The sequence below is a fragment of the Mycolicibacterium arseniciresistens genome, from assembly GCF_030519285.1.
In the GTDB taxonomy this organism is placed as follows: Bacteria; Actinomycetota; Actinomycetes; order Mycobacteriales; family Mycobacteriaceae; genus Mycobacterium; species Mycobacterium arseniciresistens.
This window is the reverse complement of sequence record NZ_JAUMSQ010000020.1, coordinates 1-22,773: the sequence shown is the minus strand read 5'-3', so window position 1 is coordinate 22,773 and position 22,773 is coordinate 1. Positions and strand designations below refer to the sequence as shown.

Annotated in this window: 24 protein-coding genes; 12 read left to right on the top strand and 12 right to left on the bottom strand. The window is 68.4% G+C overall.

What is annotated here, in order from left to right; all coding sequences use genetic code 11:
* Genes Q2100_RS04780 through iolC form a run of 5 tightly spaced genes read right to left on the bottom strand, consistent with a single transcriptional unit; the run spans window position 1 to window position 5,589 of the window.
* Window positions 1-918, bottom strand: a complete 918-nt coding sequence (locus Q2100_RS04780) for a sugar phosphate isomerase/epimerase family protein (RefSeq protein ID WP_302913038.1) — start codon at window positions 916-918, stop codon at window positions 1-3.
* 16 nt (window positions 919-934) lie between these two features.
* A complete protein-coding gene (iolD, locus tag Q2100_RS04775; RefSeq protein ID WP_302913037.1) occupies window positions 935-2,878 on the bottom strand; it encodes a 3D-(3,5/4)-trihydroxycyclohexane-1,2-dione acylhydrolase (decyclizing) in 1,944 nt (647 codons plus the stop codon).
* Window positions 2,879-2,880: 2 nt separating this feature from the next.
* Window positions 2,881-3,750, bottom strand: coding sequence for a 5-deoxy-glucuronate isomerase (gene iolB / locus Q2100_RS04770; protein ID WP_302913061.1), 870 nt, complete (start codon window positions 3,748-3,750; stop codon window positions 2,881-2,883).
* A gap of 2 nt (window positions 3,751-3,752) precedes the next feature.
* The gene (locus Q2100_RS04765) at window positions 3,753-4,625 is read right to left on the bottom strand and encodes a Cgl0159 family (beta/alpha)8-fold protein (protein WP_302913036.1); all 873 of its coding nucleotides are present in this window, start codon (window positions 4,623-4,625) and stop codon (window positions 3,753-3,755) included.
* The gene (gene iolC / locus Q2100_RS04760; protein ID WP_302913035.1) at window positions 4,618-5,589 is read right to left on the bottom strand and encodes a 5-dehydro-2-deoxygluconokinase; all 972 of its coding nucleotides are present in this window, start codon (window positions 5,587-5,589) and stop codon (window positions 4,618-4,620) included. The genes Q2100_RS04765 and iolC overlap by 8 nt, the downstream gene beginning before the upstream one ends.
* A gap of 104 nt (window positions 5,590-5,693) precedes the next feature.
* Here iolC and Q2100_RS04755 point away from each other — a divergent pair, with 104 nt between their 5' ends.
* The 4 genes from Q2100_RS04755 to Q2100_RS04740 all read left to right on the top strand — a co-directional run bounded on the left by Q2100_RS04755 (window position 5,694) and on the right by Q2100_RS04740 (window position 9,619).
* Entirely contained in the window at window positions 5,694-6,476 is a 783-nt protein-coding gene (locus tag Q2100_RS04755) for a GntR family transcriptional regulator (RefSeq protein WP_276009652.1), read from the top strand.
* Between the two features lie 251 nt (window positions 6,477-6,727).
* A complete protein-coding gene (locus Q2100_RS04750) occupies window positions 6,728-7,717 on the top strand; it encodes a substrate-binding domain-containing protein (protein WP_264015419.1) in 990 nt (329 codons plus the stop codon).
* 17 nt (window positions 7,718-7,734) lie between these two features.
* Window positions 7,735-8,793, top strand: a complete 1,059-nt coding sequence (locus Q2100_RS04745; protein ID WP_264015418.1) for an ABC transporter permease — start codon at window positions 7,735-7,737, stop codon at window positions 8,791-8,793.
* A gap of 4 nt (window positions 8,794-8,797) precedes the next feature.
* Window positions 8,798-9,619 carry an ATP-binding cassette domain-containing protein gene (locus Q2100_RS04740; protein ID WP_302913034.1) on the top strand — a complete coding sequence of 274 codons (822 nt, stop codon included), beginning with the start codon at window positions 8,798-8,800 and terminating at the stop codon, window positions 9,617-9,619.
* Window positions 9,620-9,672: 53 nt separating this feature from the next.
* Here the strand turns inward: Q2100_RS04740 and Q2100_RS04735 are convergent, their stop codons facing one another.
* On the bottom strand, window positions 9,673-10,044 hold the full coding sequence (locus Q2100_RS04735; protein ID WP_302913033.1) for a MerR family transcriptional regulator: 372 nt from the start codon (window positions 10,042-10,044) through the stop codon (window positions 9,673-9,675).
* A gap of 64 nt (window positions 10,045-10,108) precedes the next feature.
* On the opposite strand from Q2100_RS04735, the gene Q2100_RS04730 reads away from it, so the two are divergent.
* Complete coding sequence (locus tag Q2100_RS04730) at window positions 10,109-10,966, top strand: polysaccharide deacetylase family protein (RefSeq protein WP_302913032.1); 858 nt, start codon at window positions 10,109-10,111, stop codon at window positions 10,964-10,966.
* Window positions 10,967-11,060: 94 nt separating this feature from the next.
* On the top strand, window positions 11,061-11,246 hold the full coding sequence (locus tag Q2100_RS04725) for a hypothetical protein (protein WP_302913031.1): 186 nt from the start codon (window positions 11,061-11,063) through the stop codon (window positions 11,244-11,246).
* Here the strand turns inward: Q2100_RS04725 and Q2100_RS04720 are convergent.
* From Q2100_RS04720 to Q2100_RS04705, 4 genes are read right to left on the bottom strand one after another with little or no spacing between them, the layout of a single operon-like run.
* A complete protein-coding gene (locus tag Q2100_RS04720; protein ID WP_302913030.1) occupies window positions 11,243-12,205 on the bottom strand; it encodes a Gfo/Idh/MocA family protein in 963 nt (320 codons plus the stop codon). The genes Q2100_RS04725 and Q2100_RS04720 overlap by 4 nt on opposite strands.
* Window positions 12,202-13,083 carry a sugar phosphate isomerase/epimerase family protein gene (locus Q2100_RS04715; RefSeq protein WP_302913060.1) on the bottom strand — a complete coding sequence of 294 codons (882 nt, stop codon included), beginning with the start codon at window positions 13,081-13,083 and terminating at the stop codon, window positions 12,202-12,204. The genes Q2100_RS04720 and Q2100_RS04715 overlap by 4 nt, the downstream gene beginning before the upstream one ends.
* 5 nt (window positions 13,084-13,088) lie before the next feature.
* Entirely contained in the window at window positions 13,089-14,096 is a 1,008-nt protein-coding gene (locus tag Q2100_RS04710; protein ID WP_302913029.1) for a Gfo/Idh/MocA family protein, read from the bottom strand.
* Window positions 14,093-15,256 (bottom strand): phytanoyl-CoA dioxygenase family protein, encoded by a 1,164-nt coding sequence (locus tag Q2100_RS04705; RefSeq protein ID WP_302913028.1) that lies wholly within the window; start codon window positions 15,254-15,256, stop codon window positions 14,093-14,095. The genes Q2100_RS04710 and Q2100_RS04705 overlap by 4 nt, the downstream gene beginning before the upstream one ends.
* A 95-nt stretch (window positions 15,257-15,351) precedes the next feature.
* Here Q2100_RS04705 and Q2100_RS04700 point away from each other — a divergent pair, with 95 nt between their 5' ends.
* The 5 genes from Q2100_RS04700 (at window position 15,352) to mobA (ending at window position 21,306) form a co-directional block, all read left to right on the top strand.
* Window positions 15,352-16,356, top strand: a complete 1,005-nt coding sequence (locus Q2100_RS04700; protein ID WP_264015410.1) for a LacI family DNA-binding transcriptional regulator — start codon at window positions 15,352-15,354, stop codon at window positions 16,354-16,356.
* Window positions 16,357-16,463: 107 nt separating this feature from the next.
* The gene (locus Q2100_RS04695) at window positions 16,464-17,288 is read left to right on the top strand and encodes a PfkB family carbohydrate kinase (RefSeq protein WP_302913059.1); all 825 of its coding nucleotides are present in this window, start codon (window positions 16,464-16,466) and stop codon (window positions 17,286-17,288) included.
* A gap of 343 nt (window positions 17,289-17,631) precedes the next feature.
* A complete protein-coding gene (locus Q2100_RS04690) occupies window positions 17,632-19,617 on the top strand; it encodes a 2-oxoacid:acceptor oxidoreductase subunit alpha (protein ID WP_264015409.1) in 1,986 nt (661 codons plus the stop codon).
* Entirely contained in the window at window positions 19,614-20,690 is a 1,077-nt protein-coding gene (locus Q2100_RS04685) for a 2-oxoacid:ferredoxin oxidoreductase subunit beta (protein WP_302913027.1), read from the top strand. Before Q2100_RS04690 ends, Q2100_RS04685 begins: the two co-directional genes overlap by 4 nt.
* 10 nt (window positions 20,691-20,700) lie before the next feature.
* Window positions 20,701-21,306 (top strand): molybdenum cofactor guanylyltransferase, encoded by a 606-nt coding sequence (gene mobA / locus Q2100_RS04680; protein WP_302913026.1) that lies wholly within the window; start codon window positions 20,701-20,703, stop codon window positions 21,304-21,306.
* On the opposite strand, the gene Q2100_RS04675 is transcribed toward mobA, so the two are convergent.
* Both Q2100_RS04675 and Q2100_RS04670 read right to left on the bottom strand, forming a co-directional pair.
* Window positions 21,293-21,454, bottom strand: a complete 162-nt coding sequence (locus Q2100_RS04675; protein WP_302913025.1) for a hypothetical protein — start codon at window positions 21,452-21,454, stop codon at window positions 21,293-21,295. The two genes, mobA and Q2100_RS04675, sit on opposite strands and share 14 nt — an antisense overlap.
* A gap of 284 nt (window positions 21,455-21,738) precedes the next feature.
* Window positions 21,739-22,041, bottom strand: a complete 303-nt coding sequence (locus Q2100_RS04670) for a hypothetical protein (RefSeq protein ID WP_302913024.1) — start codon at window positions 22,039-22,041, stop codon at window positions 21,739-21,741.
* Window positions 22,042-22,360: 319 nt separating this feature from the next.
* On the opposite strand from Q2100_RS04670, the gene Q2100_RS04665 reads away from it, so the two are divergent.
* Window positions 22,361-22,687, top strand: coding sequence for a transglycosylase family protein (locus tag Q2100_RS04665; protein ID WP_302471835.1), 327 nt, complete (start codon window positions 22,361-22,363; stop codon window positions 22,685-22,687).
* Window positions 22,688-22,773: the final 86 nt, after the last annotated feature.

Sequence of the window (22,773 nt, the reverse complement as noted above, 5' to 3'; positions counted from 1 at the left end):
TCATTCCTGGTTGAAGCGGACGGAAGGGACGCCGCACGAACCCAGGTAGGACCGGGTGCGCTGGGCGATGGGCAGGGGAGCGTCGATCTCGCACGGGTACATGTCCTGTTCGACGATCGCGAAGACGTCGATACCGAGCTGTTCGATCTCCGCGAGCAGCGGTGGCATCTCCGGAACACCCAGCGGCGGTTCGATCATCGCGCCGAGTCGGACGGCCTCACCGAACGGAAGGTCCTCGGCCTCGACCTTCGCGACCACCGCCGGGTCGACCTGCTTGAGGTGCAGGTAGCCGATCCGCTCGGGCGCCCGGCGGATGATGGCGATGTTGTCGCCGCCGCAGTAGCTGATGTGCCCGGTGTCCAGACACAGGTTGACGAACTCGCTGTCCGTGCCGTCGAGGAACCGGTAGACGTTCTCCTCGGTGTCGACGTGGCTGTCGGCATGCGGGTGGTACTGCGCACGCACGCCGTACTTCTCGAACATCGCCCGGCCGAGTTCGTCCATGCCCCTCGTCTTCTTGCGCCACTGCTCGGCGGTGAGATCGCGGTCCTCGAGCACCTCGCCCGTGGCGGGATCGCGCCACATCTCGGGAATGACGACCACGTGCTTGCCGCCGACCGCCGCGGTCAGCTTGGCGACGTCCTCGACCTGGCTCCACACCGCCGACCACGAATCGTCGCCGTCTTTGTGCAGATGCTCGAAGACCGTGCCGGCCGACAGCTTCAGGTTGCGCTTGGCGAGCTCGTCGGAGAGCAGGGCGGGGTCGGTGGGCAGGTAGCCGAACGGACCGAGTTCGATCCACTCGTAACCGGACGCCGCGACCTCGTCGAGGAACCGGGTGTAGGGCGTCTGCTGCGGGTCGGCGGGGAACCACACGCCCCAGGAGTCGGGGGCGCTGCCGACGAGAATGGTGCTCACGCTGTGTCCTTCGTGCTCAGGAGGGTCGGAGGTGGGGCCGCTGGATCGTCTTCCAGTCGGCGTAGGTGCGGTGGGCGGCCTGTGTGGACTCGAGGGTGGAGACCTCGCTCACCGGGACGTCCCACCAGGATTCGCTGTCCGGCGCGGGGATCAGCGGGTCTGTCTCGACGTGGATGACCGTGGTGCGGTCGCTGGCCTTGGCCACCTTGACGGCGTCACCGAACTCGGCCGCGGTGCTCACCTTGATCACCTCGGCGCCGAGGCTGGCGGCGTTGGCGGCGAGGTCGACGGGCAGCTTGTCGCCGTCGAGCCGGCCGTCGCGGCCACGGAAGCGGTACGCGGTGCCGAACCGCTGCGAGCCGAGCGCCTCCGACAGAGACCCGATGGACGCGAAGCCGTGATTCTGCACGAGCACGACGATCACCTTGATGCCCTCCTGGACGGCGGTCACCAGCTCGGTGGCCATCATCAGGTAGGAGCCGTCGCCGACCATCACGAAGACGTCGCGGGTCTCGTCGGCCATCCGCACGCCGAGGCCGCCCGCGACCTCGTAGCCCATGCAGGAGTAGCCGTACTCGACGTGGTAGCCCTTGGGATCGCGGGTGCGCCACAGCTTGTGCAGATCGCCGGGCATCGACCCGGCCGCGCACACCACCACGTCACGCGGATCGCTGAGCGTGTTCGCCAGGCCGATGACCTGGTTCTGGTTCAGTGCGACACCGTCTTCCACCGCGTAGGCGGCCGACACGGTGTCGTCCCATTCGGCGGCCAGCGCGGCGGCGCGGGCGCGATAGTCGTCGGTCACCGCATACCCGTCCAGTGCCGCTCCGAGCGCATCGAGCGCCTCGCGCGCGTCGGAGACGACGCTGATGCCGCCCTGCTTCACCGAGTCCAGCGACGCCACGTTGATGTTGACGAACCGCACGTCGGGGTTGTTGAACGCGGTGCGCGACGCGGACGTGAAATCGCTGTATCGGGTGCCGATCCCGATGACGACGTCGGCCTCGGCGGCCAGGGCGTTCGCCGCGGTGGTGCCCGTCGACCCGATGGCGCCCATGCACTGCGGGTGGTCGTAGGGCAGCGCCCCCTTGCCTGCCTGGCTCATCCCGACCGGGATTCCGGTCCTCTTGCTGAATGCGGCGAGCGCGTCGGTGGCCCCGGAGTACACGACGCCGCCGCCGGCGACGATGAGCGGGGTACGCGCCGACCGGATCACCTCGGCGGCGCGCTCGATCACCGAGCGTTCCGGCAGCGGCCGCGCGACGTGCCACGTGCGTTCGGCGAAAAGCGATTCCGGCCAGTCATGGGCCTCGGCCTGAACGTCCTGCGGGATCGCGACGGTGGCCGCGCCGGTCTCGACGGGATCGGTGAGCACCCGCATCGCGCCGAGCAGTGCAGCGGGCAGCTGCTCTGGCCGCCACACCCGGTCGAAGTACCGCGACAAGGGTTTGAACGCATCGTTGACGGTGACGTCGCCGCTGGACGGCAGTTCGAGTTCCTGCAGGACGGGCGCGCTGGCGCGGGTGGCGAAGGTGTCGGCCGGAAGCAGCAGCACCGGGAGCCGGTTGATCGTCGCCAGTGCGGCGCCGGTCAGCATGTTGGTCGCTCCGGGGCCGACACTGGCGGTGACCGCCCAGGTCTGCAGCCGGTCCTTCTGCCGCGCGTAAGCGACGGCACTGTGCACCATGGCCTGTTCGTTGCGGCCGAGCACGTAGGGCAGCTTCGGGGCGGTGCCGGCTTCGTGCGCGGTCACCTCGTCCTCGAGCAGCGCCTGCCCCAGGCCCGCGACGTTGCCGTGGCCGAAGATGCCGAAGCAGCCGGCGAAGAACTTCGTGCGTTCGCCGTCGCGTTCGACGTACTGGTTGCCCAGGAAGCGGATGGTGGCCTGCGCCACCGTGAGTCGGACGGTCGCCTCGGTGTCGGGCGTCTTCTCGGCCCGCTTCGGTGCGGTGGAGACCACGATCAGTGTCCTCTCGGTGCGTGCAGGGGAAGGCGGGGGTCGACGGCCTGGTCGGCCCAGGTGCCGCGCAACCAGGTGTGCTCGGGATCGTCGACGATCTTCCAGGCGCGTTCCTCGCCCGGTCCGGCCATGACGTTCAGGTAGTACATGTGGTAGCCGGGGGCGGCGACCGACGGGCCGTGGTAGCCGTGCGGCACCAGCACGACGTCGCCGGTGCGCACTTCTTCGAGCACTTCGATGGGGCGGTCCGGCGTGCCGTACACCCGGTGATAGCCGAAGCCCCGCGAACCGTCCGGACCGGGGGCGATCTCGAAGTAGTAGATCTCCTCGAGTTCGCTTTCGGTCGGCGTGTTCTCGTCGTGCTTGTGTGCGGGGTAGCTCGACCAGTTGCCGCCGGGGGTGATGACCTCGCAGGCGATCAGCGAGTCCGCCTCGAAGACATCCGCGGTGCCGAAGTTGTGCACCTGGCGGCTGCAGTTGCCCGCGCCCCGCAACTCCACCGACACGTCCGCCGCGGCGACCCGCCGGTTCGGGAAGGACCGGGTGGCGCGGGCTCCGCAGATCGCGAAGCGGCCCGAGCCGGTGAGCACGTACGTCTGGCCGATGCCGAGATAGACCATGTCAGAGGGACCGTCGAACACCGAAGCACGAGGCGCGAGGTCGAAGTTCTCGCCGTCACATTCGACGGTACCGCCGCCGGCCAGCGGCAGGATCATCACCTCGGTGTCAGCGGTGGCGAGTTCGGCACGCCCGGTGCCGTCGAGTTCGAGCACCTGGAGCGAGGATTCGGTCCAGCCCGCCGACTCCGGTGTGATGTCGACGGTGTGGGGCGGCGTCGCGCTGCGGGCCGGGATGTAGAGCTTGCTGTGCATCGTCACCTCACCATCGACACGGCGGTGGCGACGGCCGTACGGACGTCGTCGTCGGGGGGATACAGCAGGGTGCGGCCGACGATGAGGCCGCGCACGGGGGGCAGCGCGAGTGCCTTCTCCCAACTGGCGAACGCCTCGTCGGGATCGGTCGGATCGCCGCCGAGGAGCAGCGTCGGCATCGTCGTCGCCTCCATGACGCGGTCCATCTCGTCGACGACGGGAAGCTTCATCCAGGTGTGGGCCGAGGTGGAGCCCAGGCCCTGCGCGATGTGGATCGACTTGATCACCGCGTCGGGGGACAGGTCGTTGCGGACCTTGCCTGCAACCCGGGCCGACATGAACGGTTCCACCATGGCGATCAGTCCGAGCGCGGCAAGTTCGTCGACCGCCCGCGCGCACGCCACCATTGTGGAAACGGTGCCGGGATCGTCGAGATCAATGCGGCACAGCATCTTCCCGCCGTTCATCCGCGCCGCGGCGGTGGAGGCGGCGCTCGCACCCGTCATGCGGTCGTCGAGTTCGAAGCATGCGCCGGCCAGCCCGCCGCGGTTGAAGGAGGAGAACACCACCTTGTCCTCCAGCGCGCCGAGCAGCACCAGATCGTCGAGGATGTCGGCGGTGGCGAGCACGCCGTCGACGCCGGGGTCGGCGAGCGCGGCCCGCAACCGGTCGAGCAGATCGACGCGGCTGTTCATCGCCGTGACACGCGATCCGACGGCGAGCGCGCCGCGCGCCGGGTGGTCGGCCGCCACGATCATCAGCCGGCCGTCGCCGCGGACGGTCGGGCGGGTGACGCGGTCCGCCCAGGCCCGGGCGACCGCGCCGGGATCGGCAGCACGTATCCCGGTGATGTCGGCGTAGGTGAGGTCAGACATTGACGGCCTCCACGGCGGTCTGCTCGGCCAGTGCCGCAACCTCGGCCGTGGTCGGCATCGCGGTCGAGCACTCGAGCCGGGTCGCCACGATGGCACCTGCGGCGTTGGCATAGCGCAATGTCTTCTCCAGCGGCCAGCCGTTCAGCAGGCCGTGGATGAGGCTGCCGCCGAACGCGTCGCCGGCGCCCAGGCCGTTGACGACGTCGACGTCGTTGGGCGGCACGGTGACCGAACTGTGTCGGGTCTTGCCGAGCACGCCGCGCGGGCCCTGCTTGACGATGGCGAGCTCGACACCGAGGTCGAGCAGCGCGTCGGCGGCCTTGCGCGGATTCGACTCGCCGACAGCGATCTCGCACTCCTCGCGGTTGCCCACCGCGACAGTGACGTGGGGCAGGGCGCGCTGCACCTGTTCGGTCGCGGCGGCGGGCGACTCCCAGAACATCGGCCGGTAGTCGAGGTCGAGCACCGTCAGCGGGCTTCTGCCGCGAGCCGCCCAGGCCGCGAAATGCGCACTGCGACTGGGCTCTTCGGAGAGGCCGGTCACCGTCGACCAGTACAGGCGGGCCGCCCTGATCGCATCGGTGTCGAGTTCGTCGGCCCGGATCTGCAGGTCGGGAGCCGACGGCTTGCGGTAGAAGTACAGCGGAAAGTGGTCCGGCGGGAAGATCTCGCAGAACGTCACCGGCGTCGGGAATTCGTCGTGCACGGAGACGAACTGGCTGTCGACGCCCAGGCGTTCGAGCTCGGCGCGCACGAACCGGCCGAACGGATCCGCGCCGGCTCCGGAGATCAGTGCGGTGCGGTTGCCGAGCCGGGCGGCAGCAACCGCGACGTTGGCGGCGCTGCCGCCGAGGAACTTGCCGAAGGTCTCGACGTCCTCCAGGCCGACGCCTGTCTGGAGGGGGTAGACGTCGACACCGCTGCGGCCGATCGCGACGACGTCGAACGGTTCCGTGCTGGTCAATTCGGCTCCCAGGGATCGGGGGGCGGTGGGTGTCTACGACTGTGCCTCGCGCCACTCGGCTCTGTCAATAGTTTGTCCTGACATTCTAACTTTATGTCATGCCGATGTTAGGATTCAGCTACTCTTTTCTGGCAAGGCCCGAGATCGGAGTGGACGTGCCCCTATCCATCGAGCTCGACAGGTCCAGCCCTGTGCCGCTCTATTACCAACTCGCCCAGGCGATCGAAGCCGCCATCCGCGACGGCGAACTCGCGCCGGGGGACCGGTTCGAGAACGAGCTCGCCCTCGCGAGTCGCCTGACGCTGTCCCGGCCGACGACCCGGCGGGCCATCCAGGAGCTCGTCGACAAGGGCCTGCTTGTGCGTAAGCGGGGCGTCGGCACCCAGGTGGTGCAGAACCCAGTCCATCGCCGGGTGGAGCTCACGAGCTTGTTCGACGACCTCGTCCGGGCCGGTCAAGAACCCACCACCGAGCTGCTCGAGTACCACGCCGGCATCGTCGACGAACAGATCGCCGCTGAGCTGAACCTCGCCAAGGATCACGAGGTCGTCACCATCCAGCGGCTGCGGTGCGCCAACGGCGAACCGCTGGCGGTGATGACCAACTACCTGCCCGTCGAACTCGCGCCCGAGGCGGACCAGCTGGAGGCCAACGGGCTCTACCAGTCGCTGCGCGCCCGCGGCGTGCACATCCGGCTGGCCCGTCAGCGCATCGGCGCCAAGCCCGCCACCAGGACCGAGGCCCGGCTGCTCGACGAGAAGGCGGGCGCCCCGCTGTTGACGATGTCCCGCACCGCCTTCGACGACTCGGGCAAGGCCGTCGAGTTCGGGGACCACTGCTACCGGGCCTCCCGCTACTACTTCGAGACGACGCTCGTCGACCGCTGACCCACGACCCTGGGCGCGACCTCGCCGAACGTGCGGCCACTGCGAGAAACGACCCGAAATCTCGCAGTGGCTTCACACTCGGCGCGTGTGAGCCGCCCGGGCGGTAGCGGCATGCATCAAACATTTGACGTGCAGTCCTAATGTCAGGACAAAGTATTGACAATCCGGTGTGAGCCGTATTACATCAACGGCGAGGCGTGTCGGCCGCCACTGGCGGACGCCGCGGCGAACTGACAGCGAGGAGACAGACAATGGCGTTCAAGCGGCTCGCGGCGATCACAGGGGCGGGCGTTCTGGCGCTGGCCGCCGTGTCGTGTTCATCGACCGGCGGGCGACCCGATTCGGCCGGCGGCGGAGACGGCGGAGGCACGGTCGACACCCCCCGCAAGACCATCGCGATGATCACCCACGAGGTGCCCGGCGACTCGTTCTGGGACCTGATCCGCAAGGGCGCCGAAACCGCCGCCAAGAAGGACAACATCGAGCTCCGCTACTCGAACGATCCCGAGGCGCCCAACCAGGCCAACCTGGTGCAGAGCGCCATCGACAGTGGTGTGGACGGCATCGCCGTCACACTCGCCAAGCCCGACGCCATGGCTCCCGCGATCAAGGCCGCCATCGACAAGGGCATCCCGGTGGTCGCTTTCAACTCCGGGTTCGACAACTTCAAGCAGATGGGCATCCAGGAGTACTTCGGGCAGGACGAGAAGCTGGCCGGCATCGCCGCCGGCGAGCGCCTGACCAAGGACGGCGCGAAGAAGGTCGTCTGCATCATCCAGGAGCAGGGCCAGGTCGCGCTCGAATCACGTTGTGCGGGTGTCAAGCAGGGTTTCAAAGGGCCGAGCGAGATCCTGAACGTCAACAGCAAGGACATGCCGTCGGTCGACGCGACGATCACGGCCAAGATGCAGCAGGATCCGGCGGTCGACACCTTCGTCGCGCTCGGTGCGCCGATCGCGCTGACCGCCGTGCAGTCGAAGACCAACGCGGGCAGCAACGCCAACATCGTCACGTTCGACACGAACGCCGCGCTCGTCGACTCCATCAGCCAGGGCGACGTGCAGTGGGCCGTCGACCAGCAGCCGTACCTGCAGGGCTATCTCGCCATCGACGGGCTCTGGCTGTTCCTCAACAACAAGAACCTGATCGGCGGTGGTGAGCCGACGCTGACCGGCCCGTCCTTCATCGACAAGTCCAACATCGACGCCGTGGCCGAGCTGGCCAAGGCCGGTACTCGGTAGCGGCAGGAGCAGAGAACATGACCACACAGGCAGATCTCGACGTCGCCGACCACAAGGTCATTCGCGACGAACGTGTCAAGGAGCGGAACCGCCTGCAGCGGTTGCTGATCCGTCCCGAGATGGGCGCCGGTATCGGCGCAATCGGCATCTTCGTGTTCTTCCTTGTCGTCGCGCCGCCGTTCCGCGAGGCGGGATCGCTGGCGACGGTGCTCTACGCCAGCTCGACGATCGGCATCATGGCGTGCGGCGTGGCCGTGCTGATGATCGGCGGCGAGTTCGACCTGTCGGCGGGCGTGGCGGTGACCTTCAGCTCACTCGCCGCGTCGATGCTGGCCTACAACCTGCACCTCAACCTGTGGGTCGGCGCGCTCCTCGCGCTGGTGCTCGCGCTGGTGGTGGGATTCTTCAACGGGTACCTGGTGATGAAGACGAAGATCCCCAGCTTCCTGATCACGTTGAGCACGTTCTTCATGCTCGCCGGCATCAACCTCGCGGTGACCAAGCTGGTTTCCGGCCAGGTCGCCACGCAGAGCGTGAGTGACATGCAGGGCTGGGACTCCGCACAGAAGGTCTTCGCCTCGTCGTTCACCGTCTTCGGCGTCAGTATCCGCATCACCGTGGTGTGGTGGCTGGTGTTCACCGCGGTGGCGACCTACGTGCTGTTCAAGACGAAGATCGGCAACTGGATCTTCGCGGTGGGTGGTGACGCCGACAGCGCACGCGCCGTGGGTGTCCCGGTCACGAAAGTCAAGATCGGGCTGTTCATGTTCGTCGGCTTCTGTGCCTGGTTCGTGGGCATGCACCTGCTGTTCGCGTTCAACACCGTGCAGTCCGGTCAGGGCATCGGCAACGAGTTCTTCTACATCATCGCCGCGGTGATCGGCGGCTGCCTGCTGACCGGTGGCTACGGCACCGCGATCGGGGCCGCGATCGGCGCGTTCATCTTCGGCATGACGAACCAGGGCATCGTCTACGCGGGCTGGGACCCCGACTGGTTCAAGTTCTTCCTCGGCGCGATGCTGCTGTTCGCGGTGATCGCCAACAACGCCTTCCGCAACTACGCAGCGAAGAAGTGATCCGATGACCATCTCTGTTGAAAAGCCCGCCCACGACGCCCCTTCCGGCGGCCGGGTACCGCTGGTCGAACTGCGCGACGTCGGCAAGTCCTACGGGAACATCACCGCGTTGAAGGGCATCTGCCTTCGGGTGCACGCGGGCGAGGTCACCGGCATCCTCGGCGACAACGGCGCGGGCAAGTCCACGCTGATCAAGATCATCGCCGGGCTGCATCAGCAGACCGACGGCGAACTCCTCGTCGACGGCGAGCCCACCCGGTTCGGATCGCCCGCCGATGCGCTCGGGAAGGGCATCGCGACGGTGTACCAGAACCTCGCCGTCGTGCCGTTGATGCCGGTGTGGCGCAACTTCTTCCTGGGCCAGGAGCTCCGCAAGTCGTCGTTCCCGTACTCGCTGGACGCCAACGCGATGCGGGCCACCACGCTGATCGAGCTGTCCAAGATGGGGATCGACCTGCCCGACGTCGACGTGCCGATCGGCTCGCTGTCCGGCGGGCAGAAGCAGTGTGTGGCCATCGCGCGGGCGGTGTTCTTCGGCGCCCGGGTGCTGATCCTCGACGAACCGACCGCGGCGTTGGGCGTCAAGCAGTCCGGCGTGGTGCTGAAGTACATCACCGCCGCCAAGGAGGCGGGCTTCGGCGTCGTCTTCATCACGCACAACCCGCATCACGCCCACATGGTCGGCGACCACTTCGTGCTGCTCAACCGTGGCCGCCAGAAGCTCGACTGCACCTACGACGACATCACTCTCGAGCACCTCACCCAGGAGATGGCCGGCGGCGACGAACTCGAGGCGCTGTCCCACGAGCTACGCAACGGCAAGTAGCGATTCGGGCGCGGTTTCGTTCGCTCGGCGAACGAGACCGCGCCGAATTCGCTTCACGCAGGCCGCGCGCAGCGGCGGAGTTCGGCGAGGTAGGCCGAGATCGCGTCGCGATTGCGGGTGAGGTGGTCGATCCGGTCGCCCATCCGGTCGCATTCGCGCTGCAGTACCGTGATGATCTCCGGGGACGCGTCGGCGAAGTGGATGTCCCGCGGTGTCTTCAGGCAGGGCAGCACCTGCCTGATCACCCGCGTCGGCAGGCCACCGTCGAGCAGGCTGCGGATCTGGGCGATCTGGTCGACGAACTCCTCGCTGTAGTCCCGGTACCCGTTGGCCGAGCGCTGCGGCACGATCAGGCCCTGGTCCTCGTAGTAGCGCAGCAGTCTGGTGGAGACCCCGGTGCGCCGCGCCAGCTCGCCGATCCGCATGTGACGCACCTCACTCCGTCGCCGATTGACCTTCACATCGATGTCAGCGTTCGACGATACCGCCGTGGACACCCAACTCATCACCTACACACCGATCACCGAACGACCGGCCATCCGATGGCCCGGCGGCGCCCGGGTGGCGTTCTACGTCGGGCTGAACGTCGAACACTTCGAGGTCGACCGCCCGTCGACCAGCATCCATCCCGACACCGCGGCGCTGACTCCCGACCCGCTGAACTACGGCTGGCGCGATTACGGACTGCGGGTGGGGATCTGGCGCCTCATCGAGATCTTCGACAGGCACGGGATCCGGCCGAGTGTGCTGCTTAACTCCGATGTGGCGCAACATTATCCGCAGGTGATCCGGGCCGGCGTCGACCGCGCGTGGGCGTGGCTGGCACACGGCAGGAACAATTCCACGCTGCAGACCGGACTCGGCGACGACGAGCGCGACTACCTGATCGAGATCCTCGACACCATCGAGAAGGCCACCGGGCAGCGCCCTTCCGGCTGGCTCGGCCCTGCTCTGACCGAAACCTTCCGCACGCCGGAACTGCTGGCCGAACTGGGTGTCCGCTACACGCTGGACTGGACCAACGACGACCAGCCCTACCCGTTGCGCACCCCCGGCCTGCACAGCCTGCCGTATTCCGTGGAACTGAACGACATCCCGCTGTTCGTCGGCAAGAGCCTCCCCGGTGACCAGTTCGTCCAGATCGTGAAAGACCAAATCGATCAACTGCACGCCGACGCCGAACACAGCGGCAGGGTGATGGCACTGGCGCTGCACCCGTTCGTGACTGGCCAGCCGTTCCGCGCCAGATATCTCGACGAGGCGCTGCGCTACGTCGTCAACCATCCCGACGTGTGGGTCACCACATCCGACGAGATCGCCGCGCACTACCTCGCGGAGCGAGGGTGACTGACACCTCAATTCGGCGGCAATTCACCAGGTCGACATCCGTTGCACGGGTGCGTCGACGTGCCGATTCGCCGGAGATGGGCACAATGGAGTCATGGAGCCACTTCCCGCACGGAGCCGCGCCTCGGCGTGGCGCGATCCGATGTCGGTCGGCTGGTCTGCCCACCGGCAACTGCTGATGCTGCGGTTGCGGTGGCACGAACGCCGGCACGCCGACACCGACCGCAGGCGGCCGCTGGGACAGCTGAGCCAGCGGCTGCACACCAACCGACGCCCCTAGCGCGGCGCCATCCCGGCCGCCCGGTAGGCGTCGTCGACGTAGGCCATGTTCTCGACCGCGTCGGCGAGATCGATCGGAAGTGGCGCACCGGTTTCCACGTGGGCGGCGAAGGCTTCCAGCTGGTAGGTGTAGGACGGCCGGGCGCCCAGCCGTTCGACCGAGACGCCCGCCGCGGTGCGCACCGTCACCCGGTCGTCGTCGTGGGGCTTGATGAAGTCGTGCACCAGCACCTCGCCCATGGTTCCGGCGATCCGCAGCGTGAACGAATAGTCATCCGCGACCATTGAATTCGTCGACAGGCCGGTGGCCCCGCCGGGGAAGGCGACCTCGACGTCGCAGCGGGCGTCCACCCCCGGGAAGCGCTGTTCGGCACGGGCGCTCACGATCGACGGGCGGCCGAGCCTGCGCAGCAGGTGCATTCCGTAGCAGCCCAGGTCCATCAGTGCGCCGCCGGCCATCGCCGTCGACCAGCGCGGATCATCGTCCGCCGGTGCGGGCATCGCCATCCGGACCTCCGCACGGACCAGTTCGCCCAGCGTGCCGTCGGCCGCGAGCTGCAGCGCCCGCTGGGTGACCGGGTGGAAGAGATAGTGGAAGCCCTCCATCACCGTGACCCCGGCGGTGCGGGCGGCATCGGCAACCTGACGCGCCTCGATGTGGTTGCGGGCGAACGGCTTCTCCGTCAGCACCGGCTTACCTGCCGCGACGGCCGCCAGATTCCACGGGGCGTGCAGCGCGTTGGCCAGCGGGTTGTAGACGACGTCCACCTCCGGATCGGAGACCACGTCGGCGTAGGTGCCGGCCACCCGCTCGATGCCGTGCTTGTCGGCGAACGCCCGCGCGCGGTGGGGGTCGCGCGCCGCCACAGCCACCAGCCGGTGACCCAGTTCCCGCGCCGGGTCGACGATGGCGAACTCGGCGATCCGGGAGGCGCCGAGGACACCGATGCGCAGCGTCACACCGTGACCGCGCGGCAGACGTCCTGAAGGAAGGCGACGCTGGCGCGGACGTCGGCGACCGGCCCGGCGCCCGCCGGCTCACCGTCGAGGATGGTGTCCTGTTCCATCACGAACCAGCCGTCGAAGCCGTTGGCGCGCAAGGTCGTCACGATACCGGTGATGTCGACGTCACCGGCGCCCAGCGGGGTGTACATGCCCATGCGCACGGCCTCGGTGTAGGTGAGTTCGCCGGACTGCACCCGCGCCGCGAGCGCCGCGTCGACGTCCTTGAGGTGGGTGTGCGCGATCCGGTCGGGGTGTTCGCGGGCCAGTTGCAGCGGGTCGGTGCCACCGATCAGCAGGTGCCCGGTGTCCAGGCACAGCGGGATCGCCGAACCCGACAGCACCCGCTCGACGTCGGCGCGGGTCTCGACCATCGTCCCGACATGCGGATGCAGGACCGCGAGCAGCCCGCGCGCGGCAACGACGGCGGCCAGCCGGTCGAGGTTGGTCAGCAGTGTGCGCCACTGGTCGTCGTCGAGGACGGGCCGCGAGTCGTATCCGTCGGCGCCGGTGGCCGCGGCGAGCACCACGACGCCGGCGTGCGCGTCGACCAGTGCCTCGAGCGGACCGGCGAGGTCGAGGATCGGGTCCTGAGCGGCGTCGTGAGCCACCACCGGCACGAAGCCGCCGACGCACTCCAGCGCGTGGGTGCGCAGCGTGGCCTGCAGCGCAGCGGGGTCGGTGGGGAGGAAACCCTCCGGGCCGAGTTCCGTCGCCGTCAGCCCGACGTCGTGCATCTCGGCCAGCACGCGGTCGGGATCCAGTTGATGGCCCCAGCCCGGCACCTCGCAGACTCCCCACGAGATCGGCGCTCCAGCGATCTTGATCGGATTCATCGAGTTCATCGGTTACGGACCTCCTCGACGCGCACCGACGCGTTCTTGTGCAGGGACTCGGTGGCGGCCTCGGCGAGCCACGCCACCTCGACGGCATCGGCGACCGTCGCTCCCCGGATGGGGCCGCCCCTGGTGACGTCGACGAATGCCGCCAGCTCGGTGCGGAAGGCCTCGGTGAACCGGTCCATGAAGAAGTGGTGCGGCTTGCCGGTGGGAAAGTCGCTGTGCGGGTCGAGGTTCCGTACGGGCGCCCCCGAGTCCCAGCCGGCGACCACGGTGTCGTCGAAGCCGTGCACCTCGAGGCGGCAGTCGTACCCGCGGGCGTTGTACCGCGCGGCCGAGACCAGGCCCATGGCTCCTCCGTCGAACGTCACCACCACGGCGGCGGTGTCGACGTCGCCGTAATCGGCGAACAGCGGATCACCCTGCCGGGTTCCGGTCGCGTAGACCTCGACCGCCTCCTGGCCGGTGACCCAGCGCAGCACGTCGAAGTCGTGCACCGCGCAGTCACGGAAGATGCCGCCCGAGCCCCTGATGTAGTCCATCGGCGGCGGAGCGGGGTCCATGGTCGTGCTCCGCACGGTGTGCAGGGTCCCGACCGAACCGTCGTCAACCGCCCGCTTCACCGCGGCGAAGGCGGCGTCGAAGCGGCGCTGGTAGCCGACCTGCACCGGCACGCCGGAGCGCGCGATCAACTCGGCAACCCGTGCGCTCTCTATGGCGGTCGAGGCGATCGGCTTCTCGCAGAACGTCGGGATGCCCCGCTCCACGGCGGCCAGGGTGAGCTCGGCGTGGGCGGGTGTCGCGGCGGCGACGACCACGCCGTCGACGCCGGAGGCGAGCAGTTCGGCGACGCTGTCGACGGCCTTGACCCCGTGCTGGGCCGCGACGGCCGCGGCCACGTCGGTGCGCTCGTCGGTGATCACCAGGCCGTCGATTCCGTCGATGGCGCAGAGCGTTTCGGTGTGGAAGGCGCCGATCCGGCCGAGGCCGATCACTCCGAGGGTGGTCATGGGGTTCTCCGATCGTTGTGGGCGTCGAGCACGGTGTCGAGTGCGGCGGAGGGCAGTCCGTCGGTCAGGGCGGCCAGCACGGCGTCGACCTGACTCGGCGGCGCGAGGTTGCCGAGGGGTTGATCCCGGTCGAGGTTGGTGGGGAACGCGTAGCCCTCGGCGGTGGCGTTGACGACGTTGGTCAGCTCCCGCTCGGAGCGGCCCGCGGCCTTCATGGCGAGCAGCGCCGGGTAGACGGCGCGCACCATCGCGGTGCGGTCCAGTGACTCCATCGCCCGACCGAACGGCGAGGAGACCTGCAGCAGGTTGGCCATCCTGCGGATGTCGGCCGACGTGTTGGACCCGGCACCGTGGTAGAGCGCCGGATTGAAGAACACCGCGTCGCCCTTGCGCAGCGGCACCTGAACGTGATGCGCCGCGAAGTAGTCGATGAACTCGGGTCGGTGGAAGGCGACGTAGCCGCCGGCGAACCGCTGCGAGTACGGCAGCAGCATGGTCGGCCCGCTCTCCAGCGGCATGTCGCAGTGCGCCACCGCACCCTGCAGCGTCAGGGCCGCCGACAGCCGGTGCAGATGCGCCGGATAGCGGGTCAGCTGGTCGGCGTCGACGAATCCGAGGTGGTAGTCGCGGTGCGGAACCTGCGCCGCACCACCGGGATTGACGACGTTGACCTGCGAGGTGACCTGGTAGCGCGGCCCGAGCCAGGCCTGCGACACCAGGGCGAGCGCGTCGGCGGCGTAGTACTCGGCGAACACCTCGGGGGCGAACAGGGCCAACTTCTGGGCGGCGTTCCAGATGCGGTCGTTCGCGCCGGCCTCGCCGAAGTGGTCGCCCGCGGCGGCGCCCTCGGTGCGCTGCGCGTCGATCAGCGCGGTGAACGCGGCACTCGCGCGGTCCACCACGTCGTGGGCGAAGGCGTCGGTGAACACCACCACTCCGGGCCCGTCGGCGAGTGCCCGGATCAGCTCGGCCTGCAGCGCACGGCGGTCCGGGTGCGCCAGCGCGTCGGCCGGGTACACCGGCACGCCGGCCCGGACGTCGCCGGCCAGCGGATAGTCGGCCGGATCGGTGGTCCGCGAGACCTGCGCATGGAAGTCGTCGAGGCGGCAGTCGGCGTCCTCGATCCACGCGCCGTCCGTAGTGGTCACTGAGGCGGTCATGTCCGATAGTCTTGCGGTGACCCACCCCGCAATCAACGGCAAAAAGCCCTCAAAAAACCCTCACTGATGTGCGCGGGAAAAGAGGACCCAGACCCATGGCGCACCGCTACAAGGTCCGCGAGATCGCCCAGCAGGCCGGGCTGAGCGAGGCGACCGTCGACCGCGTGCTCAACAACCGTGCCGGCGTCCGGGAGAACACCCGCGCGGAGGTGGCGCAGGCGATCGCCGACCTGGACAAGCAGCGGGCGCAGCTGCGGCTGAACGGCAGGCGCTACCTGATCGACGTGGTGATGCAGACCCCGCGGCGGTTCTCCGACGCCTTCCGCACGGCCGTCGAGGCGGAACTGCCCGCCTTCGCGCCGGCGATGGTGCGGGCGCGCTTCCATCTGTGGGAGTCGGGGGAGACCGCACAGATGGTCGACGCGCTGGCCCGCATCCGTGGCAGCCACGGCGTGGTGCTCAAGGCGCAGGACGATCCGGAGGTCGCCGCGGCCGTCGACCGGCTGGTGGCCGCGGGCGTCCCGGTGGTCACCTACGCCACCGACGTGCCCGCCAGCGCGCGGTCCGGCTACGTCGGCATCGACAACCACGGCGCGGGGGTGACCGCGGCCTACCTGATGGACCAGTGGCTGGGCGCGTCGCGATCCGACGTGCTGATCACGTTGAGCCGCACGGTGTTCCGCGGCGAAGGCGAACGGGAGGTCGGCTTCCGTTCGGCCCTGCGCGGCTCGGGCCGCGGCATCGTCGAGGTCAGCGACAGCGACGGTATCGACGCGACCAACGAGCGGCTGGTACTCGAGGCGCTCGACCGGCACCCCGCCATCGAGGCGGTGTACTCGGTCGGCGGCGGCAACACCGCCACGGTGGCGGCGTTCGAGAAGGTCGGCCGGCGCTGCCGGGCGTTCATCGCCCACGACCTCGACGCCGACAACCTGCGGCTGCTGCGGGACGGGAGGATCTCGGTGGTCCTGCACAACGACCTGCGCGCCGACGCGCGGCTGGCGATCCGGTCGATCCTGGCGCAGCGGGGAGCGCTGCCCGCCGAACCCGTGCGGCCGGCGCCGATCCAGGTCGTCACCCCCTTCAACCTGCCGGTGTGACGATGGAGTCGTCGTCGGGAGACAATCCCCGATAACATTTCGCGCCACGGCCCGAGGTGGCCACAGGGTGAACGGGGAGGGCAGCGGTGCGACAGCTCGTCGGCGGGGTGACCGTGATGGGGAACCTCGCCGTCGACGTGATCAACGGTGCGGCGCCGAGCCCGGGAGGCTGTGCGTCCTTCGCCGGCGTCGCCCTCGAGGCGATGGCGGGGCCGGGACGCATCATCGGCATGGCCGCCGAGCGCGACCACGCGCTGTTCGATCCGCTGGTCGACCGGTTCGGCGCCTTCCTCCGCGTCCTGCCCGGACGGCGCACCAGCAGCTTCCGGCTCGACTACGTGGACGTCGACCACCGCACGATGACCGTCGAGGCCATCGGGCCGGTGTGGGGTGAGGCGGAGATCGCGGCCGCCGACCCGGACACCACCTGGATCCATCTCGCCCCGCTGCTGCGAGGGGACTTCCCCGCCGAGACGCTCGCGCTGCTCGCCCGCCGCGGGCACCGGATCGTCTACGACGGACAGGGGCTGGTGCGGGCCGACCGGCTGGGACCGCTGACGCTGGACCGGCACTTCAGCGAGGAGATGCTGCCGCACCTCGCAGTCCTCAAGCTCGCCGAGGACGAGGCGGTGATCGTCGCGGACGGCGAGTTCGACGCGTCGACCGCCGAACGGCTCGGAGTGCCCGAGATCCTGGTGACCTTCGGGTCCGAGGGCTGCGACGTCTACACCGACGGATCGGTGATCAGGGTGCCCGCGGCGTGGCAGGTGAGCGGCGTGCAGACCACGGGCGCCGGCGACATGTTCACCGCCTGCTACACCGCGAACAGGTCGGCGGGCGCGGATCCCCGCGAGGCCGTCGCGCTGGCCAGTGAGCTGGTGGCGCGCGAACTCGACAAGCGCCGCCAGAAGGAACCCGTCGGACGGCCCTGACGTGCTGCTGAGCAGCTGCTCAGCAGTGCTAGCCAGGTGCTACCGGTGGGTAACTTTTCCTTAGAAATGACAACACGTGAAAACGTGACCAACGACACACATTGACGGGTGTCAACTTGTCTTTCACGTCACTGAGCAGCGAATACTACCGACGTGGCCCGGCGACGCGCGGGCGTGTGTGGTAAAGCCTCGCCTAAGAGAAGTGCAATAATCGGTACTGACAGTGACATCAAACGGCGACGCGCCGCTGCGCGAAGCCGAGACCTCCGTGGGTTCCGCCCGGCGGCGGGTAGTCATTGACCGCGACTCGATCACAGCACCACGACCCGGGAAAGGCAGGGGGATGGGCTCGAACGGCAACGCAGCTGGTCCGGCAGCCAGTCCAGCACAGCCACGGCAGAAGCTGGAGAAAGTCGTCATCCGATTCGCCGGTGACTCCGGCGACGGCATGCAGTTGACCGGTGACCGGTTCACCTCCGAGGCGGCGTTGTTCGGCAACGACCTCGCGACGCAGCCGAACTACCCCGCCGAGATCCGTGCACCTCAGGGCACGCTGCCCGGCGTCTCGTCGTTCCAGATCCAGATCGCCGACTACGACATCCTCACCGCGGGTGACCGCCCGGACGTCCTGGTCGCGATGAATCCCGCGGCGCTCAAGGCCAACGTGGGCGACCTCCCGCGCGGTGGTCTGGTGATCGCGAACTCCGACGAATTCACCAAGCGCAACCTGGCCAAGGTCGGCTACGAGGCCAATCCGCTGGAGAACGACGAGCTGTCCGACTACGTCGTGCAGGCCGTTCCGATGACCACCCTGACACTCGGCGCGGTGGAGGCGATCGGCGCGACCAAGAAGGACGGCCAGCGCGCGAAGAACATGTTCGCACTCGGCCTGCTGTCCTGGATGTACGGCCGCGAACTGCATCAGAGCGAGGCCTTCATCCGGGAGAAGTTCGGCCGCAAGCCCGACGTCGCCGAGGCCAACGTGCTCGCGCTGAAGGCCGGCTGGAACTTCGGTGAGACCACCGAGGCCTTCGCCACCACCTACGAGGTCTCGCCCGCCAAGCTCAAGTCCGGCGACTACCGGCAGATCTCCGGCAACACCGCGCTCGCCTACGGCATCGTGGCGGCCGGACAGCTCAGCAACCTGCAGGTGGTGCTCGGCACCTACCCGATCACCCCGGCCTCGGACATCCTGCACGAACTGTCCAAGCACAAGAACTTCAACGTGCTGACGTTCCAGGCCGAGGACGAGATCGCAGGCATCGGCGCGGCCATCGGCGCCTCCTACGGCGGCGCACTCGGTGTGACCAGCACCTCCGGCCCGGGCATCTCGCTCAAGTCGGAGGCGATGGGTCTGGCCGTGATGACAGAACTGCCGCTGATCGTCATCGACGTGCAGCGCGGCGGTCCGTCGACCGGTCTGCCGACCAAGACCGAACAGGCCGATCTGCTCCAGGTGCTCTACGGCCGCAACGGTGAGTCACCGGTCGCCGTGCTGGCACCGCGTTCTCCGTCGGACTGCTTCGACGTCGCCGTCGAGGCCGTCCGGATCGCGATCGGCTACCACACCCCGGTGGTCATCCTCTCCGACGGCGCGATCGCCAACGGCTCGGAGCCGTGGCGGATCCCGGACATCACCACCTATCCGTCGATCGAGCACACCTTCGCCAAGACAGGCGAGCCGTTCCAGCCGTACGCCCGTGATCCCGAGACGCTGGCCCGCCAGTTCGCGGTCCCCGGCACACCCGGTCTGGAGCACCGCATCGGCGGGCTGGAAGCCGCCAACGGTTCGGGCAACATCTCCTACGAGCCGAAGAACCACGACCTGATGGTGCGGTTGCGCCAGGCCAAGGTCGACGGCATCGCGGTGCCCGACCTCGAGGTCGACGATCCCAGCGGCGACGCCGAACTGCTGATGCTGGGCTGGGGCAGCTCGTACGGCCCCATCGGCGAGGCGTGCCGGCGGGCGCGGCGCAACGGCATCAGTGTCGCCCAGGCGCACATCCGGCACATGAACCCGTTCCCCGCCAACCTCGGTGACGTGCTGCGTCGCTACCCGAAGGTGGTGCTGCCGGAGATGAACCTGGGCCAGCTCGCGATGCTGCTGCGCGCCAAGTTCCTCATCGACGTGCAGTCGGTGACCAAGGTGGAGGGCATGGCGTTCCTGGCCGACGAGGTCGAGGGCATCATCGACGCCGCCCTGGAGGGCACACTCGCGGAGAAGGAAATCGACAAGGCCAAGTTCGCACGACTGGCCGCGGCCACCATCGAGGGCCCCGGGCAGGACGACGTGGAAACCGATGCGACCGGTGTGGGAGTGAAAGCATGACCGACCTAGTCGGATCCGATCTGAACCTGACCCCGCTGTCCAAGACGGCTCATGTGCCGACGACGGACCAGCCGCAGAAGGGCAAGGACTTCACCAGCGACCAGGAGGTCCGCTGGTGCCCCGGTTGTGGTGACTACGTCATCCTCAACACGATCCGGAACTTCCTGCCCGAACTCGGGCTGCGGCGGGAGAACATCGCCTTCGTCAGCGGCATCGGCTGCTCGAGCCGGTTCCCGTACTACCTGGAGACCTACGGGTTCCACTCGATCCACGGCCGGGCGCCGACCATCGCCACCGGCCTGGCACTGGCCCGCGAGGACCTTTCGGTGTGGGTGGTGACCGGTGATGGCGATGCGCTCTCGATCGGTGGCAACCACCTGATCCACGCGCTGCGCCGCAACATCAACCTGACGATCCTGCTGTTCAACAACCGGATCTACGGGCTGACCAAGGGCCAGTACTCGCCGACCTCCGAGGTCGGCAAGATCACCAAGTCGACGCCGATGGGCTCGCTGGACTACCCGTTCAACCCGGTGTCGCTGGCACTGGGCGCCGAGGCCACCTTCGTCGGCCGGGCGCTCGACTCGGACCGCAAGGGCCTCTCCGAGGTGCTCCGCGGCGCCGCTGCGCACCGCGGTGCCGCCCTGGTGGAGATCATGCAGGACTGCCCGATCTTCAACGACGGCTCGTTCGACGCGCTGCGCAAGGAGGGCGCCGAGGAGCGCCTGATCAGCGTCACTCACGGTGAGCCGATCACGTTCGGCGCCGACGGCGAGTACTGCGTCGTGCGGTCCGGCTTCGGGCTCGAGGTGGCCAAGACAGCGGATGTGTCGGCCGACGAGATCGTCGTGCACAACGCCCAGGCCGACGACCCCGCGTACGCGTTCGCCCTGTCGCGGTTGAGCGAGCAGAACCTCGAGCACATGGTGATGGGCATCTTCCGCCAGGTCAACCGGCCCACGTACGACGATGCCGCCCGCGGGCAGGTCCGTGCGGCGCGCGAGGCGCGGCCGCACGACACGGCCGCACTGCAATCGCTGCTTCGCGGCAGGGACACCTGGACCGTCGACTAACGTCGCAGAGGTGACGCCCGCCGTGCCGCTCGCCGCAGTCGTTCTGGCCGGCGGAGCGTCCCGGCGGATGGGACGCGACAAGGCCACTCTGGTCATCGACGGCCCGGCGGGACCCGCCACCCTGGTCGAGACCGTGGTGGCCGCTGTCAGCGGTCGTTGTGCGCCGGTGCTGGTCATGGCGGCCCCCGGCCAGCGGCTGCCCGTATTCGACATCGCACCCGAGCCGTCGGTGCTGCGCGACGAGGAACGCGGCGTCGGACCCCTCCTGGCCACCGGCCGGGGCCTGCGTGCCGCCGCCGAGGCGGGGCTGGAGTGGGCCTTCGTCTGCGCGGTGGACATGCCATACCTCTCGGTCGATCTCATCGACGCCCTCGCCGGCCCGGCGGCACGGCTGCGCCCCGACGTCGTGCTGCCCTGGGACGGCCGTGACCACTACCTGGCCGGCGTGTACCGGACCGCACTGCACGAGCGCATCTCGACACTCGTGGCGGCCGGGGAACGCAGCATGCGAGCTCTGGTGGACCGCGTCGACACCCAGCGCATCGTCATGCCGGAACAACGGGCACTGACCAACGTCAACACCTCCTCCGATCTCGGCCGACTCAGCAGCCGGTGAACTCCAGCAAATTGCCGTGAATCGCTGAATTCAAGAGCCCAGACGCTCCTATTTCGCTGTCATCGTCGAATGCACCGAATTCGGTGCCGTTATTCAGTGGCGGCAATTTCAATGTTTCGGCGGTCGAATTACCGCCCTGCGGCGGCACGGGGGATCCGATGTGCCTGCGCCGTAGGGAATTTCGCTTGACTGGCAGTTGATGTCGTTGCCGGGAAGACGTTTCCCGAGGCGCGTGCAGGACGACGTGTCTGTCCGGGCCGATGTCGTGACGAGCCGTCGGTCCTGGATCCGCCCGGTGACGGTGCCGGACCCAGCGCACGGGACCGAGTGAGGCATCCCCTCGCGAGATTTCGAGAGATGCCGAAACCCGTTGCGTGCCGGGGGCACCCGGCCGCCTACGGCCGGCGTGCCCTCCGGCTCCGGCCGGCGTCGTCACGCATGGAAGCACAACGGCACATGACCGATCACGCTGTGCGACAGCACGATTCCTGCAGCATCCGCTTCGGTGCACGCAACAGCCGTCAGCGAACCGGCTCGCCAGGAATCGCCCGGATCAGGCGGCACAAGGCCGATCCGATACCCGTTGATGTTGCCGCACAAACCCGTTTTCGGCCGCCGATTGCGCCCGAATCGGGTAACCCAGGTCACATTTTGTGCGTGAACTGCCTCACGATCTTTCGCGAGCGTAACGATATCGCGGTCCGCGTCGATACCGCTGCTGACCTGCACAAGCATGCGCTGGGCCGGCGTCGTGATCTGTCCGTGATCAAACCGGGATCGGCGTGAGGACGATATGACTTCTCTTGAATCGGTTTTGTACGGTTCGACCCGGCTTCGGAATTGGAGCAAATAATTTCAAAACCGAGAACCTGCGTGTGAGCGGGTCCGCGTACGGGTGGGGACACCCCGCGGCCGCCGGGATCTACCCGGCGGGGCGAGATCGCCGCCCCTGGCGTGCCTGACCGAGACGGCACGCCCCGGCTTCCCAGCCTCCTGTGAGGCGACGCGACCCTTCCGGGCCGTCGCCGGCGCGCGCTTGGCGAAAGGATCGAACTTGAAGAACATCCGCAAGACGTTTGGGCTGGCCACCATCGCCGGGGCGCTCGCCGTGGCCCCGATGGCACTGGCGACCGGTACCGCGAATGCGGACAGCGGCGTCAACTGGGACGCCGTTGCCTCCTGCGAGTCCGGCAACAACTGGTCGACCAACACCGGAAACGGCTACTACGGCGGCCTGCAGTTCGCCCTGGGCACCTGGAAGGGCAACGGCGGCTCCGGCATGCCGCACCATGCCTCGCGCGAGGAGCAGATCCGCGTGGCCGAGAACGTGCTCAACAGCCAGGGCATCGGCGCATGGCCGGTGTGCGGTGGGCAGGGCTGATTCTTCGCAGCTGATGGTGGCGGTGCCGGGCATACCCCGGCACCGCCACTTTCTTCTCTTCAGCCCCTCTGATGTGTTCCGCCCCG